The sequence below is a fragment of the Nocardioides sp. JCM 18998 genome (assembly GCF_055391535.1).
Window position 1 is genome coordinate 3,945,225 of record NZ_AP043886.1, and the last position, 16,128, is coordinate 3,961,352.

The 16,128-nt window shown below is 70.7% G+C and carries 14 protein-coding genes; 8 read left to right on the top strand and 6 right to left on the bottom strand.

Annotation, left to right across the window (positions count from 1 at the left end):
- Window positions 1–30 precede the first annotated feature (30 nt).
- Window positions 31–618, bottom strand: a complete 588-nt coding sequence (locus ACZ5L9_RS18565; protein WP_464530669.1) for a cytidine/deoxycytidylate deaminase family protein — start codon at window positions 616–618, stop codon at window positions 31–33.
- A 59-nt stretch (window positions 619–677) separates the two neighbouring features.
- Here ACZ5L9_RS18565 and lipA point away from each other — a divergent pair, with 59 nt between their 5' ends.
- Both lipA and ACZ5L9_RS18575 read left to right on the top strand, forming a co-directional pair.
- Window positions 678–1,616 carry a lipoyl synthase gene (gene lipA, locus ACZ5L9_RS18570; protein ID WP_464530672.1) on the top strand — a complete coding sequence of 313 codons (939 nt, stop codon included), beginning with the start codon at window positions 678–680 and terminating at the stop codon, window positions 1,614–1,616.
- Window positions 1,617–1,667: 51 nt separating this feature from the next.
- On the top strand, window positions 1,668–2,375 hold the full coding sequence (locus ACZ5L9_RS18575; RefSeq protein ID WP_464530676.1) for a DUF4191 domain-containing protein: 708 nt from the start codon (window positions 1,668–1,670) through the stop codon (window positions 2,373–2,375).
- Window positions 2,376–2,473: 98 nt separating this feature from the next.
- Here the strand turns inward: ACZ5L9_RS18575 and ACZ5L9_RS18580 are convergent, their stop codons facing one another.
- Genes ACZ5L9_RS18580 through ACZ5L9_RS18590 form a run of 3 tightly spaced genes read right to left on the bottom strand, consistent with a single transcriptional unit; the run spans window position 2,474 to window position 4,695 of the window.
- Window positions 2,474–3,313, bottom strand: a complete 840-nt coding sequence (locus tag ACZ5L9_RS18580) for an SCO4651 family lipoprotein (protein WP_464530680.1) — start codon at window positions 3,311–3,313, stop codon at window positions 2,474–2,476.
- Window positions 3,314–3,347: 34 nt separating this feature from the next.
- Window positions 3,348–4,232, bottom strand: a complete 885-nt coding sequence (locus ACZ5L9_RS18585; protein WP_464530684.1) for an SCO4651 family lipoprotein — start codon at window positions 4,230–4,232, stop codon at window positions 3,348–3,350.
- Window positions 4,233–4,245: 13 nt separating this feature from the next.
- A complete protein-coding gene (locus ACZ5L9_RS18590; protein WP_464530687.1) occupies window positions 4,246–4,695 on the bottom strand; it encodes an RDD family protein in 450 nt (149 codons plus the stop codon).
- A gap of 213 nt (window positions 4,696–4,908) precedes the next feature.
- Here ACZ5L9_RS18590 and ACZ5L9_RS18595 point away from each other — a divergent pair, with 213 nt between their 5' ends.
- A complete protein-coding gene (locus tag ACZ5L9_RS18595) occupies window positions 4,909–7,089 on the top strand; it encodes a glutamine synthetase III family protein (protein WP_464530690.1) in 2,181 nt (726 codons plus the stop codon).
- A gap of 122 nt (window positions 7,090–7,211) precedes the next feature.
- A complete protein-coding gene (gene glnA / locus ACZ5L9_RS18600) occupies window positions 7,212–8,633 on the top strand; it encodes a type I glutamate--ammonia ligase (RefSeq protein ID WP_464530692.1) in 1,422 nt (473 codons plus the stop codon).
- Window positions 8,634–8,845: 212 nt separating this feature from the next.
- Here the strand turns inward: glnA and ACZ5L9_RS18605 are convergent, their stop codons facing one another.
- Complete coding sequence (locus tag ACZ5L9_RS18605) at window positions 8,846–10,132, bottom strand: chloride channel protein (protein ID WP_464530694.1); 1,287 nt, start codon at window positions 10,130–10,132, stop codon at window positions 8,846–8,848.
- 267 nt (window positions 10,133–10,399) lie between these two features.
- Entirely contained in the window at window positions 10,400–11,671 is a 1,272-nt protein-coding gene (locus tag ACZ5L9_RS18610; protein ID WP_464530696.1) for a PucR family transcriptional regulator, read from the bottom strand.
- Between the two features lie 181 nt (window positions 11,672–11,852).
- On the opposite strand from ACZ5L9_RS18610, the gene ACZ5L9_RS18615 reads away from it, so the two are divergent.
- The 4 genes from ACZ5L9_RS18615 (at window position 11,853) to ACZ5L9_RS18630 (ending at window position 15,957) form a co-directional block, all read left to right on the top strand.
- The gene (locus ACZ5L9_RS18615; RefSeq protein ID WP_464530700.1) at window positions 11,853–12,299 is read left to right on the top strand and encodes a YidH family protein; all 447 of its coding nucleotides are present in this window, start codon (window positions 11,853–11,855) and stop codon (window positions 12,297–12,299) included.
- Window positions 12,296–12,589 carry a DUF202 domain-containing protein gene (locus tag ACZ5L9_RS18620; RefSeq protein ID WP_464530702.1) on the top strand — a complete coding sequence of 98 codons (294 nt, stop codon included), beginning with the start codon at window positions 12,296–12,298 and terminating at the stop codon, window positions 12,587–12,589. Before ACZ5L9_RS18615 ends, ACZ5L9_RS18620 begins: the two co-directional genes overlap by 4 nt.
- An 81-nt stretch (window positions 12,590–12,670) precedes the next feature.
- Window positions 12,671–14,578 (top strand): alkyl/aryl-sulfatase, encoded by a 1,908-nt coding sequence (locus ACZ5L9_RS18625; RefSeq protein WP_464530705.1) that lies wholly within the window; start codon window positions 12,671–12,673, stop codon window positions 14,576–14,578.
- A 95-nt stretch (window positions 14,579–14,673) separates the two neighbouring features.
- Complete coding sequence (locus tag ACZ5L9_RS18630; RefSeq protein ID WP_464530707.1) at window positions 14,674–15,957, top strand: MFS transporter; 1,284 nt, start codon at window positions 14,674–14,676, stop codon at window positions 15,955–15,957.
- Window positions 15,958–16,128 lie beyond the last annotated feature (171 nt).

Here is a 16,128-nt window from a genome sequence, read left to right on the forward strand (position 1 = left end):
GCGGACCGCTCGACGACGCCGTACCGCTGATCAGGCGAGCGGGATGCCGGCGCCGCCCTTGTCGGCCTGGTAGACCGCCGACAGCTCCTCGTAGGTCGCGGACAGCCGACGCATCCGCTCCTGGAGATCCTCGGACCCGGCCGCGAGCTCGGCGATCGAGCGTGAGGTCCAGAACGCGTTCTGCCGGCGGTAGTCGCCGCCGAACACCTCCTGGAGGATCCGCAGGTCGTGCGGGATCGCGAACGCGTCGCGCGAGTCCTGGTGGCTGAACAGGTACGTGATGTTGTCGAACCCGGTCCAGGTGATCGCCGAGAGGCACAGCGAGCACGGCTCGTGGGTGGAGAGGAAGAGCAGATCGCCGGTCGCGGGACGCTCGGGCAGCTCGTAGAAGCTCTTGAGGCAGTGCACCTCCCCGTGCCACAGCGGGTTGGCGGTCTCGTGGTTGGTCTCGGCCAGGACCAGCGAGAGGTCGTCCTTGCGCAGCAGCGCGGCACCGAAGATCTTGTCACCGGCGGTCACGCCCCGGCGTGTCATCGGGACGATGTCCTGCTCGATGACGTCGAGGAAGCGAGCGGCGAGCCGCTCGTCGATGGCAGGCACGGCGGCAGTGTCGGTCATGGTCCCATCCTGCCAGTCCCGACTGCGTCCCCGGGCGGTGTCCGGCGTACCCTGGAAGGGTGACTCTCGCCCCTGAAGGACGCAAGCTTCTCCGCCTGGAGGTCCGCAACGCGGAGACCCCGATCGAGCGCAAGCCGGAGTGGATCAAGACGCGGGCGAAGATGGGCCCGGAGTACACCCAGCTCCAGCAGCTGGTGAAGACCGAGGGATTGCACACGGTCTGCCAGGAGGCGGGCTGCCCCAACATCTACGAGTGCTGGGAGGACCGCGAGGCCACCTTCCTCATCGGCGGCGATCAGTGCACCCGACGCTGCGACTTCTGCCAGATCGACACCGGCAGGCCGCAGCCGCTCGACCGGGACGAGCCGCGCCGCGTCGCGGAGTCGGTCCAGACGATGGGCCTGAAGTACGCCACCATCACCGGCGTCGCGCGCGACGACCTGGAGGACGGCGGCGCCTGGCTGTACGCCGAGACCGTCCGCGCGATCCACGAGCTCAACCCCGGCACCGGCGTCGAGAACCTCGTTCCCGACTTCAACGGCAAGCCGGACCTGCTCGCTGAGGTCTTCGAGTCCCGCCCCGAGGTGCTGGCGCACAACCTGGAGACCGTGCCCCGGATCTTCAAGCGGATCCGCCCGGCGTTCCGTTACGAGCGCTCCCTCGACGTGCTCACCCAGGCCCGCGCGTTCGGCCTGGTCACCAAGTCGAACCTCATCCTTGGCATGGGCGAGACCCGTGAGGAGATCAGCCAGGCGCTGCAGGACCTGCACGACGCCGGCTGCGAGCTCATCACCATCACCCAGTACCTGCGCCCCAGCCTGCGCCACCACCCGGTGGAGCGCTGGGTCAAGCCGGAGGAGTTCCTCGAGCTCAACGAGGAGGCCGAGGAGATCGGGTTCTCCGGCGTGCTGTCCGGTCCGCTCGTTCGTTCGTCGTACCGCGCCGGGCGGCTGTACCGTCAGGCCATCGAGCGTCGCGAGACGCCGACCAGCGTCTGATCCATCGGCCTGACACGACCCGTACCGCTTGCTAGAGAGGCACCACCGCTGATGTCCCAGCTCGACCCGAGCTCGATGAGCCGACGGCAGCAGTTCGCCGAGACCTACCGGATGACCAAGCAGAACGACCCGTCGGTCGGTCTGGTGGTCGCCGGGGCGTTCCTCGTCGGCGCGATCGTCGGTGGCGTCCTGTTCGCGCTGCTGCCCGCCAGCGGCATTCTCGGCATCATCTTCACCGTCGTCGGCGCGGTCCTCTTCGGTGCCGTCGCCGCGCTGCTGATCTTCTCCCGCCGCGCGCAGAAGGCCGCGTACGCCCGGATCGAGGGCCAGCCCGGTGCCGCCGCCGCCGCGCTCAACATGCTGCGTCGCGGCTGGACCGTGACCCCCGCGGTCGGCTTCAACAAGAACCAGGACGTGGTGCACCGCGTCGTCGGCCCGCCGGGAGTCGTCCTGGTCGCCGAGGGCACCAGCCCGGCCCGGGTCAAGGCGCTGCTCGCCACCGAGCGCACCAAGCACCAGCGGGTGCTGCCGGAGACCCCGATCTCCGAGATCATCGCCGGCAACGGCGAGGGCGAGGTCCCGCTGCCGAAGCTGGTGCGCCAGTTCACCCGGATGAAGCGCCAGGTGAAGCCGGCCGAGATCACCGACATCCTCTACCGGCTCAAGGCCCTCGACGCGCAGCGCGGCACGCTGCCGGTGCCGAAGGGCCCGATGCCGACCAGCATGAAGGGCCAGCGCGGCAACATGCGCGGTCGCTGAGCACCACCCCTGTACGGACGCGCGGAGCGGGCCGGTCCACTGGACCGGCCCGCTCCGGCGATTTCCCCGGCGAACTCCCGGGCTGCCTCGGACGAGGGTCAGCTCGCCTTGCCGGCACTCTTCATCAGGGTCGCCATGTCCACGGTCTCGGCCTTCGGCGGCGCGGTGACGTCGACCTTGGTGCCGAAGTCGCTCATGTGCATGGTCGTGGTGCCGAGCTTGCCCATCTCCATCTTCATCTGGACCGGGCGGTGATCGCCGTCGATCCAGATGCTCTCCTTCATCGAGTCCGGCACGGTGACACCGGTCGACGGCAGGCCGCTCGGCATCATCGCGGACATCGCGCCCTTCACGTCCAGGGTGAAGTCGTACTGCTTGGTGTCGACGCCGTCGACGGTCGCCGGACCGACGTACGTGCCGCCGGTGACGTACTTGGCGTACTTGTCGAGGCTGCCGGCCGGATTCTGCAGAGTGTCGCTCAGCCCGGAGGTGTCCATCCCGGTGAGCTGGCCGATCTCCGCGAAGTCCATGGACATCCACTTCTTGCCGCCCGGGAGCTGGGCCGCGGCGGCCGGCGGCAGCTGCATGTACATGGACGTGCCGATCATCCGGAGGTCCATCTGCTGGCCGCTGACGGTCGCCGATACCTGGGCGGCGACCGACGGCTTCACCTGCTCGACGCCCTCCATGTGCATCGTCGCGGCAGAGCCGAGTGACACGTCGGCGGAGAACTTCATCGAGGTCAGGTCGCCCGTCGCGGAGGCGAGCAGGCTGTGGGCGTCGTCGACGCTGACGGCAGCGCCCGGCTTCAGCCCGGAGACGGAGGAGGTGGAATCGGTGGCGGTGGTCGACGAGTCGTTGCTGCCGCACGCGCCCACGAGGGTCAGCGGGGCGACGGCGAGCGCGGCGAAAGCGGTCCGACGGAGGTTGGTCGGCATGAGGAGGCCTCTCTGGTGGCGGTCGGGACCCACGCTACTTGGCGGTGCCGAGGCCGTTCATCAGCTTCGTCATGTCCTGGACCTCACCGGCGGGCGGGGCCTTCACGCTGACCGGCGTGCCCCAGTCGGAGAAGGTCTCGGTGACGCTCTCGGCGCCGACCTTCATCGCCATCTTCCGGTAGCGGCCGTCACCGTCGAACCACACGTCCATGGACTCGGTCTTGGGGATCGAGCCGGCGGCACCGGCCGCAGCGCTGGGGACGGCACTGGCGAGGGCCTTGCCGTCGATGGTGAAGCGGTAGTGGTCGGTCTGGGAGCCGTCGACGGTCTCCTTGCCGACGTAGGTGCCGCCGGACACCGCGTCGCTGAAACGGTCGAACATCGCCGACGGGTCGAGCGAGTCGAGCCCCATCTGACCGATCGGGCTGTTCTTGTCGTCCATCGACACCTTCACGTACTTGGCGCCGAACATCGCCGACTTCATGTACATCGCGTTGTCGACCATCAGCATCGTGAGGTCGCCGCCGAGGGTCGAGGAGGTCAGGTGGAGCGAGGCCTCGAGCGGCTTCGCGGCCATGTCCATGTCGCCCGAGCCGGACATGGCGACCTGGCCGGTCATCCTCATGTCCACGTGCACGGTGGTCGCGGACGCGACAGCGTCGCTGAACATCTGCTTGATGCTGGCCGCGTCGACCGTCGAGCCGGCCGCGAACGCGTCGCCGCCGGCGGCGGAGCCGTCAGCGGAGTCTCCCCCGGCGCTGTCGGTGCTGCCGGCCACCGGGGACGACACCGGGCCGGTCGTGCCGGTCGACGCCGCCGGGGTGTCCCCCGCGCCGTCGGTGGAGCCGCCGCAGGCGGCGGTGAGCGAGAGCATCGCCACCGCGAGGGCGGCGAGCGCCGTGCGTGGTCGCTGTGTCATCCGAGAGTTCCCTTCAGTCGAGCAGTCGACGGAAGAACGATCGGTACGTCTGAAGGGTCACGGTCGCGGTGCCGCACGCGAGGTCGTGGGCGCCACGACCGTCGGGACGGAAGATGAGCGGCGGGATCACGAGCGCGACCATCAGCTGGCGCGCGAGGGTGCGCAGCGGGTCGAGCGGGCGGGGGTCGCCGTCGATGCGCACGGTGCGCAGGCGGGTGGCGAGCTTGCCGAAGGATCCGCCCGCCAGGGTGGTGAGCACGGTCGACTCGAGGACGTACACCGGCAGGGCCAGGCTGCTGGCCATGTCGCCCGCGGTGAAGAACCGGTGCGGCCCGACGACGAAGATCACCAGCAGGCTCGAGAGCACCCAGTCGATGAAGAGCGCGAGCGTCCGGTGACGCCACGACGCCGTCTCGAAGGGCAGGGCGCGGCGGTCGGCGGACGCGGGCAGGGTCGAGCTCACCGGTACAGCCTAGGTGGGGCGTGCCGAGATCCGACGGTCGTGCCCGGAGCCATGATCGGGACCGTGTGCCGGGTCACCCGCCACCAAGGTCTTGTTAACACGCCGGAAACATTGGGGCGACTTCACGAAATGTTCACTCCGTAAGGTCCGCCGGGAAGACCGACACACCCAGACGCGTGTTCTGCCAGCGTCGACGCGAGGAGCCACCAGCACATGACCGCCAACGCCGTACGCCTCGGAGCCATCCGCAAGATCGAGGCCAACGAGGCCCCCGCCGCCTTCTTCAACGGCGAGGACGACGCCCCCAGCATCTTCGGTGAGAACGTCTTCTCGCTGGCCGTGATGCAGAAGCGGCTCCCGAAGTCGGTCTACAAGTCGGTCGCCGCCACCATCCAGAACGGCGACAAGCTCGACCCGGCGGTCGCGGACATCGTCTCCTCGGCGATGAAGGACTGGGCGATGGAGCGCGGGGTCACGCACTATGCGCACGTCTTCTACCCGCTGACCGGCCTCACCGCCGAGAAGCACGACTCGTTCATGGAGCCGGTCGGCGACGGCACCGCGATCTGGGAGTTCCAGGGCAAGACCCTGATCCAGGGCGAGCCGGACGCCTCCTCCTTCCCCAACGGCGGCACCCGCTCCACGTTCGAGGCGCGCGGATACACGGGCTGGGACGTCCAGTCGCCCGCGTACATCCTGGAGAACCCGAACGGCAACACGCTGTGCATCCCGACGATCTTCGTCTCGATGACCGGTGAGGCCCTCGACCACAAGACCCCGCTGCTGCGCTCGCAGAGCGCGATGTCGGTCCAGGCCCAGCGCGTCCTGTCCCTCTTCGGTCACCAGGACATCGACAACGTCGTCTCCTACTGCGGCCCCGAGCAGGAGTACTTCCTGGTCGACTCCGCCTTCGTGAACTCCCGCCCCGACCTGCTCATCGCCGGTCGCACCCTCTTCGGCGCCAAGCCGCCGAAGGGCCAGGAGTTCGACGACCACTACTTCGGTGCCATCCCGGAGCGCGTCCTCGGCTTCATGCACGACACCGAGCGCGCCCTGTTCAAGCTCGGCATCCCGGCCAAGACCCGCCACAACGAGGTCGCGCCGGGCCAGTTCGAGATCGCCCCGGTCTTCGAGCGCGCCAACCTCGCCTCGGACCACCAGCAGCTGCTGATGTCGACGTTCAAGTCGGTCGCCAAGAAGCACGGCTTCGAGTGCCTCTTCCACGAGAAGCCGTTCGCCGGCGTCAACGGCTCGGGCAAGCACGTGAACTTCTCGTTCGGCAACGGCAACCAGGGCAACTTCCTCAACCCGGGCGACAACCCGCACGACAACGCCCAGTTCCTGGTGTTCTGTGCCGCGATCATCCGCGCGGTCCACCTGCACGGCGGCCTGCTGCGCCTCTCCATCGCCTCGGCCGGCAACGACCACCGTCTGGGCGCCAACGAGGCCCCGCCGGCGATCATCTCGATCTTCCTCGGTGACCAGCTCGCCGACGTCTTCGACCAGATCGCCAAGGGCGGTGCGACCTCCTCGAAGCAGAAGGGCAAGCTCTCGGTCGGCGTCGACAGCCTCCCGGTCCTGACCCAGGACGCCGGCGACCGCAACCGCACCTCGCCGATGGCCTTCACCGGCAACCGCTTCGAGTTCCGCGCCGCGGGCTCGAACCAGACGGTCGCCGCCCCGATGGTCGTGATCAACACGATCATGGCCGAGGCGCTCGACCACATCGCGACCGAGCTCGAGGCCAAGGTCGCCGCCGGCACCGAGTTCAACGACGCCGTCCAGGCCGTCCTGGCCGCCATCGTCGAGCAGCACGGCGCTGTCATCTTCAACGGCAACGGCTACTCCGAGGAGTGGCACGCCGAGGCCGAGCAGCGCGGCCTCAAGAACCTCCGCACCACCGTCGACGCCCTGCCGGAGTACCTGACCCCGGAGTCCAAGGCGCTCTTCGCCAAGTACGGCGTGTTCAGCGAGACCGAGGTCGAGTCCCGCTTCGAGATCGGCGTCGAGCAGTACGTCATGGCCCTCAACGTCGAGTCGAACCTGACCGCGGAGATCGCCCAGACCACGATCCTCCCGACCGTGATCCGTCACCAGACCGAGCTCGCCGCCAACGTGGCCGCGCTCAAGGCTGCCGGCGTGGAGGCCGACACGAGCGACCTCGTCACGGTCAGCGAGCTCGTCGCCGAGCTCCGGGCGGGCATCGTCGCGCTGAAGGCCGCCAAGGCCGGTGCCCACGACGCCGGTGCCGGCATCGCCGAGGCGGCGTACTACCGCGACGCCGTGCTGCCCGCGATGCTCCGCGTCCGGGCCGCCGCGGACGCCCTCGAGGGCGTCGTGGCCGACGACCTCTGGGTGCTCCCGACGTACCAGGAGATGCTCTTCATCCGCTGAGGCGGCTGACGTCAAGAATCGCTCCACCAACGGGGGCCGTCACCCTCACCGGGTGTCGGCCCCCGTTGGCGATTGTGTAGGTTGCAAGGCAGGTTCCCGACCGGACTCACCAAGGAGAAGTCGTGTTCAAGACCAACGATGAGCTGATGAAGTTCATCCAGGACGAGGGCGTCGAGTTCGTCGACGTCCGCTTCGTCGACCTTCCCGGAATCCAGCAGCACCTCACCGTCCCGGTGTCGTCCTTCACGCTGGAGCCGGCCGCCTTCGACGGCTCGTCGATCCGCGGCTTCCAGAGCATCCACGAGTCCGACATGGCGCTCTACCCGGACGTCACGACGGCCTACATCGACCCGTTCCGCAAGAACAAGACGCTGGCGATGATGTACTTCGTCCACGACCCGATCACGGGCGAGGCGTACTCCCGCGACCCGCGCAACATCGCCCGCAAGGCGCTCGCGTACCTGGAGACGACCGGCATCGGCGACACCGCCTTCTTCGCTCCCGAGGCGGAGTTCTTCATCTTCGACTCCGTCCGCTTCGCCACCGGCATGAACAAGTCGTTCTACGAGGTCGAGTCGTTCGAGGGCTCGTGGAACACCGGGGCGGCCAATAACCCCGACGGCACGCCCAACCGCGGCTACAAGGTCCGCACCAAGGGCGGCTACTTCCCGGTGACGCCGACCGACGGCACGCAGGACCTGCGCGACGACATGGTCAAGCATCTCGAGGAGGCCGGTCTGCTCGTCGAGCGGGCTCACCACGAGGTCGGCACCGCCGCCCAGGCCGAGATCAACTACCGGTTCGACACGCTGCTCAAGGCGGCGGACGACATCATGAAGTTCAAGTACATCGTCCGCAACACGGCCTGGGAGGCCGGCAAGACGGTCACCTTCATGCCGAAGCCGATCTTCGGCGACAACGGTTCGGGCATGCACGTGCACCAGTCGATCTGGAACAACGGCGAGCCGCTGTTCTACGACGAGAACGGCTACGGCGGCCTGTCCGACCTGGCCCGCTGGTACATCGGCGGCATCCTCAAGCACGCACCGGCCGTGCTCGCCTTCACCAACCCGACGGTCAACTCCTACCACCGCCTGGTGCCGGGCTTCGAGGCCCCGATCTCGCTGGTCTACTCCTCGCGCAACCGCTCCGCGGCCGTCCGGATCCCGATCACGGGGTCCAACCCGAAGGCCAAGCGCATCGAGACCCGCTTCCCGGACCCGTCCTCGAACCCCTACCTCGCCTTCTCGGCGCTGCTGCTCGCCGGCATCGACGGCATCAAGAACAAGATCGAGCCGCCCGCGCCGATCGACAAGGACATCTACGAGCTGCCGCCGGACGAGATGGCCGAGATCGCCCAGGTCCCGACCACCCTCGGCGACGTGCTCCAGGCGCTCAAGGACGACCACGACTTCCTCACCGTCGGCGACGTCTTCACCGAGGACCTCATCGAGATGTGGATCGAGTGGAAGACCAACAACGAGATCCTGCCCGTGCAGCTGCGCCCGCACCCGCACGAGTTCGAGCTCTACTACGACATCTGATCGACGTCGTAGACGACCGGCCCCTGACCCGCGGATACGCGTGGTCAGGGGCCGGTTCCGTCGTCTCAGGCGGTCGAGGTTCCGCGACGACTCCGCAGGCGATGCGCCGAAGCGCCCTCACCAGGATCGGACCGGGGTCTCGGCAGGGCGGCTCCCACCGGGGCAGCGCGTCACTCGCAGAACGCCGGAGGACATTGCCGGAGCCGCTGTCGCTATCCGTGGCGGGTGGCGACGGCTTCATCGACGACGAAGGCCGTCACGGCCGCGATGATGATCACCGGCATCTGCTCGCTCGCCGAGCTCCCGAGGAGGAGCACGACGAGCAGGATGCTGGAGACCGGGAGCCGGGTGACGGCCACGCCGGCCGCCATGCCCATGGCCAGAGCCGGCGTCGTGCCGAGGCCCGGGAGGAAGGACGCGGCCAGCACGCCGAAGGCGGCACCCAGGAAGATGGCCGGGAAGACCTGGCCGCCACGGAACGTGCCGAGGCACACGGCGTACGCCACCGCCTTGCACACGAGCAACAGCACCAGCGCACCCGTCGACCACGCGCCCGGATCTGTGGCGAGCGTTCCGAGCGTGCCCTGCCCGGACAGGGCGACCTCGGCCGGCGAGTGGTCGGTCGCGAGCGCGTAGACGGCGGCGCTGACGCCGGCCACCAGCCCGGCCCCGACCGTGACGATCCTCGTCCGCGTCACGGCCAGGTCCGCCGTACGCCGGCCGACCGCGACGATCACCGTCGTGGCGGCCGCAACCACCACTGCGACCGGGATCGCCCAGACGACGTCAGCGGCCACGAGCTCGGCCGGTCGGAGGTCAGGGATCGCGAGCGCCCCGATCCCGAGGCCGGTCCATCTGCCGAGCCCGGTGAACACGAGCGCGCCGACGCCGCTCGAGAGCAGGCAGGGCAGGATGACCAGCAGTGCCTTGCGCCGCGCGAGACCGCCGAGCTCGAGGAACACCACCGCGGCGACGAGGGGGTTGCCGAAGATCGCCGAGATCGCTGCGGCGGAACCGCTGGCCGAGACGATCGTGGCCGTGTCGGCATCGAGCGTCCGCCGGGACAGCCGCCCGCCGAGGAGCGCCAGGCCACTGCCGATGGCGATCAGGGGCGCCTCGGGACCGACCACAGCGCCGAGGGCGAGGCTCGCCACGGCGGCGATCACGATGCCGGGCAGGTCACGTGGCGCGGTCGCCCCGCCGCCCATCCCGTGAGCGGGCACATGCCCGCCGTGCCCAGGTAGGCGTGTGACGGCGAGCGCCACGAGGACGCCGGCCACGACGAGCGCGACGACCGGCCACCAGGCGGGCGGATCGTCGTAGCCGAGTCGGTGGGGCAACGAGTGCCAGGCGAGATGCTCGAGCTCGTGGACCGTGACGAGGAAGGTCCACGCCACCAGCGACAGCGGGACGCCGATCGCGGCCGCGAGACCGAGCAGCGCGACGTACGCCCTGCTGTGCAGCAGCACGCCGAGGTCCTCGCCCGCCGGGGCAGTCACGTCTGCCCGGACAGACGGACGCGGACGGGATCGGTGAGCGTCGTGATCGCTCGTCCGGCGGCGGGCGACGCGGGCGGCGGCGCAACCGTCGCCCTCGCGCCTCCAGCAGCCGCCATGGCAGGAACGTAGCGAGTCCTACGGACGGGTCTGCTCACCCGTTGTGCGTGAGAAGGCGGCGCAGGCGGAGGGCGCCCGTGCGCTCGGCGGTACGCCGTCCTGGGACACGGGCACGAGGCGCGGCCGTCCTGCGTGGTCCCCGGCGTCGACTCAGGGCTGATCTGCCGGCGGACCGAACAGCGCCACGTAGCGCAGCGCGAGCTCGGTCTGGGCGGCCCGACGGGTCAGGGGGCGGCCGAGCAGCTCCTCGGCACGCGACAGCCGGTATCGGACGGTGTTCTTGTGCACGAACAGCTCCTCGGCCGCATCCTCGACGTTGCGATGGACCAAGAACGCGAGGGCGGTCTGGCGAACCAGCGCCAGGTTCTTCTCCGCGCCGCACAGCGGGCCCACCTCGCGACGGACCAACCTTCGCAGCTGCTCCTCGTTGCCCGCGGTCAGGCAGAGCAGCTCCACCTCGTCGTAGCGCACCGTGCGCGGCGCGGCGATCGCGGAGGCGGCCAGGCGGTAGGCCGCCATCGCCTCGACGTGGCTGCTGCGGAAGCCGAGTAGACCGCGAGCCGTCGTCCCCACCGCCAACCGCAGCCCGCTGGCGTCCAGCCGCGCGCCGAGGTCGCCGACCGCCGCGAGATCGGGCGCTCGGGGGGTCGCACACCAGCCCCACAGATCGCGCCGGCCGGCCAGGTGCGTCAGCGGCACCGAGCACCCCAAGGACTGTCCCAGCGCGAGGGCCGCCTCCTCGAGGCGTGCGACGACATCGTCGCTGCCGGCCTCGTCCGTCCACAGCACGAAGGCGGTCTGGTGCTGGTGCACCGCATGCCCCAGCGCGGTGGAGGGCTCCTCCACGGCGCCGGGATGGGCACCGAGCAGCAGGTCGATGATGGCCGCGCGGCGCGCGACGGCGCCCTGACGGATCCGGTCGCGCTCGGCGTAGAACGTCTCGATCAGACGCTCCACCGAGTCGTCGATCCACGCGCCCGCACGCCGCCACACGAAGACCAGCGCCTCGCGCCGGTCGGGCGAGCCCTGCAACGGCTCCTCGGTGACGTCGGTGATGAAGGCGAACACCTCCTGGTGGGCCACCCGGTAGATCTTCAGCAGCACGCCGAGCTCCATGCCGCGCCGCGCCAGCGCTCGGGCGAGAAACCCGGCCTCCGGCGGCAGCTCGTGGCGGTACTCGGGCTCCAGGAGGATCGCGAGGAACGCGCGCCACTGCGCACGGGTGCTCCCCGACAGGTCCTGGACCAGCAGCGGGTCCTCGGCGATCTCCGGGAGCTGGCCGAGGATGCCGTCGCCGACCCGGCGGACGAACTCCTCGACCGCCTCGGCCCGCAGCGCGCCCTCGACGAACGCACGCAGCCAGGCGGCCGGCTCCCCCCGGTCGCTCGGGTCGTTCGGCTCGTTCGGCTCGTTCGGGGGCATCGACTTCCTGGTCTCCTCGGGCGCGTGCGCATCGACGTCGTAGCGGGCGCCACACCGCATTGGACTGCGGTACAAACACCGACCGCAACTCTGGCCCCTCCACCCAAGTGCCCGGCCCCGGTCGGCTGGCACTGTCGCCCAGACCACCTCCACGAGACAGGGATGGGACAAGGACATGGGCGTGCGCGGGGACATCACCGGGGACATCTCTGGGGACACCACGGGCGACATCACGGGCGTCGTGATGACAGGACCCGTCTCCACCACCCTTGCGGTTGGCACTGCGGCCACGACCGTGGCCGAGCCCGACTACCGCTTCACCCTCGCCAACGAGCGCACCTTCCTGGCGTGGGTGCGCACGACGCTCGCGCTCGTCGCGGCTGCCGTCGCGGTCGCTCAGGTCGCGCCGCCGTTCTCCGTGCACGCGGCGGGCACCGTCCTGGGGGTTGCGCTCGCCGCCACGGCGTTGGCGAGCGCCGTACTCGGCTACCTGCGGTGGCGACACAACGACCGGGCGATCCGGAGGGCCGACCCGCTACCGCGGACCCCCGGCCTGGCGCTGCTCACCGTCGCGCTGGGGGCTGTGGTGGCGACGGTGGCCGTGCTCCTGCTCCTCGACCTGTCATGACCTCGACCACCCGCGGCGACCCCGGCCTGCAGCCGGAGCGCACCACGCTGGCCCGGCGTCGTACGGCGCTCTCGGCCGTCGGGCTCGGGCTGGCGTTCATCCGGCTCGGCCTCGAAGGGCGGGGCGCCGCGGAGGTGCTGGCCGGGCTCGCCGCACTGGCCACCGCCCTGGCCCTGACCGCTCGCGCCGCGCGGGCGGACACGCCCTCCTCCTACCCCGTCACCGCCACCGCAGCGGCGCTGACGGCCCTGTGCTCGATCGTGCTCGGCCTCCTGCTCCACCCGAGCTGAGCCTCCCCCGACCCGACGACCACCATCCACTGCCCTACCGACCCACGATCACCGGCCCGAGCGGCCGAGGAGAGGACCACCGTGACCAGCACACCCCGCGAGGCCAGCGAGACCATCCGGCTCGCCCACAAGGAGCTCTACGCCGCCCTACCCTTCGAGGAGAGCATCGAGGCGGCCGAGCGCGGCCTGGTCGCGCGCTGGACCGGAGGCGTGATCCGCGACAGCCAGGGCCGCACGGTCTGGGATGCGGATGCCTACGCCTTCGTCGCCGGCGAGGCGCCCGCAACCGTCAATCCCAGCCTGTGGCGCCACTGCAGCCAGACGGCCCGCCACGGGCTGTACGAGGTCGCCGAGGGGCTCTACCAGGTCCGCGGACTCGACATCGCCAACATCACCTTCGTCGAGGGCGAGCGTGGCGTGATCGCGGTCGACCCCCTCGTCTCGGTGGAGACCGCGGCCGCCGCGCTCGCGCTCTACCGCGAGCACCGGGGCGAGCGTCCGGTGACAGCGGTCGTCTATACCCACTCCCACATCGACCACTTCGGCGGCGTGAAGGGGGTGACCACCCAGGTGGAGGTCGACAGCGGCGCGGTGCCGGTCGTCGCGCCGGTGGGCTTCCTGGAGCACGCCATCGGTGAGAACGTCTTCGCGGGCGCAGCGATGGCGCGGCGGGCCGGCTACATGTTCGGGGCAGCGCTCGAGCGCGGTCCGCGTGGCCAGGTGGGCGCCGGCATCGGCCAGACCAACTCCACCGGAACGGTCTCGCTGATCAAGCCGACCGTGCTCGTCGAGCACGACGGCCAGGAGCTGGTCCTCGACGGGGTCCGCTTCGTCTTCCAGCTCACGCCCGACTCCGAGGCCCCCTCGGAGTTCCACTTCTACCTTCCGGAGCACCGGGCACTGTGCGTGGCCGAGAACGCCACCGCGACGATGCACAACCTGGTCACCCTGCGCGGCGCCCTGGTGCGCGACCCGCATTCCTGGGCGGGCTACCTGCACGAGACCCTCGAGACGTGGGGACGCGAGGCGCAGGTGCTCTTCGCCGGCCACCACTGGCCCGCGTTCGGGAACGACGCCGTACGCGAGCGGCTGACGCGCCAGCGCGACCTCTACGCCTACCTCCACGACCAGACGCTGCGACTGGTCAACCGTGGCTGGACCGGCGCCGAGATCGCCGAGGAGCTGCGCCTGCCACCGGTCCTGGAGCGCACGTGGCACGCCCGCGGCTACTACGGCACCCTGAGCCACAACGTGAAGGCGATCTATCAGCGCTACATGGGGTGGTACGACGGCAATCCGGCCCACCTGTGGGAGCACCCGCCGGCGGCGAAGGCCACCCGCTTCGTCCGTGACATGGGCGGCGCCGAGGTGGTGGTGGAGCGGGCTTCCGCGGCGTACGGCGAGGGCGACTTCCGCTGGGCCGCCGAGCTGCTCAACCACGTGGTCTTCGCCCAGCCCGGCCACGCGGGCGCCAAGGCCCTGCTCGCCGACACCTACGAGCAGCTCGGGTACGGCGCCGAGAGCGGGCCGTGGCGCTGCGTCTACCTCTCCGGCGCACGCGAGCTGCGCTCCGGCGGCTTCGGCACGCCGCTGGCCTCGGCCGGCGCCGACATCGTGCGCGAGCTCTCGCCCGAGCAGGTCTTCGACGCGATCGCGATCCGGGTGGACGGTCCACGCTGCTGGCACGAGCGGCTGAGCCTGGACGTCGTGCTCGGCAGCGGCGACGACGGGCCGGTCTCCCGGCACCGGCTGCGGCTCGCCGACGGTGTGCTCACCCACTCCCCGCGGCCCCAGGAGGACGAGCCGGACGCCGTACTGCGACTGCCGTCGGCAGCGGCACTCGCCGGACTGCTCCTCAGCGGTCCCCCCGACGCTGCCGCACTGTCCGCCGCGGGCGCGGACATCGACGGGGACAGCGCCGTCCTCGGCCGGCTGCTCGCCGCGCTCGACGCCCCCGACCCCGACTTCGCCATCGTCACCCCGGAGTGATCATGACATCGACGCACCTCTCGTCGGCGGCGCCAGAACCGGCCCCGGAACCGGCCCCAGAACCGGCCCCGCCGGCCCCGGCGGAGCCGGCAACGGTGACCGGGCGCCGCGCCTGGTTGGTCACCGGCCTCCTGGTGGCCTTCATGCTGATCAACTTCGGCGACAAGGCGGTCCTCGGGCTGGCGGCCGACCCGATGATGGACGACCTGGGGATGAGCTCGGCACAGTACGGCCTCGTCGCGAGCGCGTTCTACCTGCTCTTCAGCATCTCCGCGCTGGTGGTCGGCTTCCTCGCCAATCGGCGTTCGAACAAGCGGATCCTCCTCGTCCTCGCCGTGGTCTGGGCGCTCACCCAGGCGCCGATCCTGCTCGCCGCGGGGATCGGCACGCTCCTGGTGAGCCGCATCGTCCTGGGCGCCGCCGAGGGTCCCGCGAACCCCCTGGCGGTCGATGCCGCCCAGCGATGGTTCCCCGACCACCGCCGCAACCTGCCCACCTCGCTGGTCAACCTCGGGGCGGCCCTCGGCGTGGTCCTCCTCGCCCCCGCGCTGTCCTACCTCATCGACCACCACGGCTGGCGCTCGGCGTTCCTCGCGATGCTGCTGCTCGGTCTGGCATGGTCGGTGGCCTGGGCGGTCCTCGGCCGCGACAGCGCCGCGGCGGGTGCCACCGCACCCGGGCTCCTCGGCGGGGCGCGCGATGACGCGCATCACGCGGGCGAGTCGCCCGTCCGCTACCGCGCGCTGTTCCTGCACGGCACCGGCCTGGCCGTGCTGGTGGCCGGCTTCGTCGTCTACTGGGGGCTCGCCCTGCTGGTGGCGTGGGTGCCGGTCTACCTGAGCAAGGGTCTCGCGCTCGGGACGTCGAGGGCCGGCACCCTCGTGGTGCTGCCCTGGCTGGCGGGGGCGATCCTGATCCCCCTCCAGGGCCTGCTCAGCGACCGGCTGATGCAGCGCGGCGTCTCCTCCCGGATCGCCCGGGCGGCGCTCTCCGCCACGTGCATGCTGCTCGCGGCGCTCTGCCTGGCCGCATTGACGGTGGCGCCGGGCACACCGGCGAAGATCGCGCTGCTCACCGTCGGGTTCTCCCTCGGGACCGTCCAGGTGGGCGTCGGCATGAGCCTGCTGGCCGAGATCACCCCGGCGGCCCAGCGTGCCGCCGCCCTGGGCACGCTGACCGCCGTGGTCGGCGTCGCCGGGGTGATCGCGCCCGCGCTGACCGGACGGCTGGTCGACGCCGCGGGCGAGCACGTGGCGCGCGGGTACCACCACGCGTTCCTGCTCGCGGCGGTGCTGATGGCCATCGGTGCCGTGCTCCTCCTCGCGCTGGGACGTCCGCAGCGTGACGCGACGCGGCTCGCCGCAGCCACGCGCACCTGAGGCCGGCGAGCCGGCGAGCGGCCTCCGAGCACCGGCTCTCGTCGGCGGCGGCCCGAGCAGCCTCGACCTGACGGAGATCCTGTCCCATGCCGGGCCACGCTCCGAGCCCTCATGAGAATCGGGTGAGGCGCGCGACGGCACACCGGCGCAGGGTCGACGGTGGCGGGGCCG

What these genes read in the sequence shown, in the direction of transcription:
- ACZ5L9_RS18620 (WP_464530702.1), top strand. Translation starts at nt 12,296, where the DNA reads ATGACCTCGACCACCCGCGGCGACCCCGGCCTGCAGCCGGAGCGCACC.
- ACZ5L9_RS18595 (WP_464530690.1), top strand. Translation starts at nt 4,909, where the DNA reads ATGACCGCCAACGCCGTACGCCTCGGAGCCATCCGCAAGATCGAGGCC.
- ACZ5L9_RS18565 (WP_464530669.1), bottom strand. Translation starts at nt 618, where the DNA reads ATGACCGACACTGCCGCCGTGCCTGCCATCGACGAGCGGCTCGCCGCT.
- ACZ5L9_RS18610 (WP_464530696.1), bottom strand. Translation starts at nt 11,671, where the DNA reads ATGCCCCCGAACGAGCCGAACGAGCCGAACGACCCGAGCGACCGGGGG.
- ACZ5L9_RS18580 (WP_464530680.1), bottom strand. Translation starts at nt 3,313, where the DNA reads ATGCCGACCAACCTCCGTCGGACCGCTTTCGCCGCGCTCGCCGTCGCC.
- ACZ5L9_RS18585 (WP_464530684.1), bottom strand. Translation starts at nt 4,232, where the DNA reads ATGACACAGCGACCACGCACGGCGCTCGCCGCCCTCGCGGTGGCGATG.
- ACZ5L9_RS18575 (WP_464530676.1), top strand. Translation starts at nt 1,668, where the DNA reads ATGTCCCAGCTCGACCCGAGCTCGATGAGCCGACGGCAGCAGTTCGCC.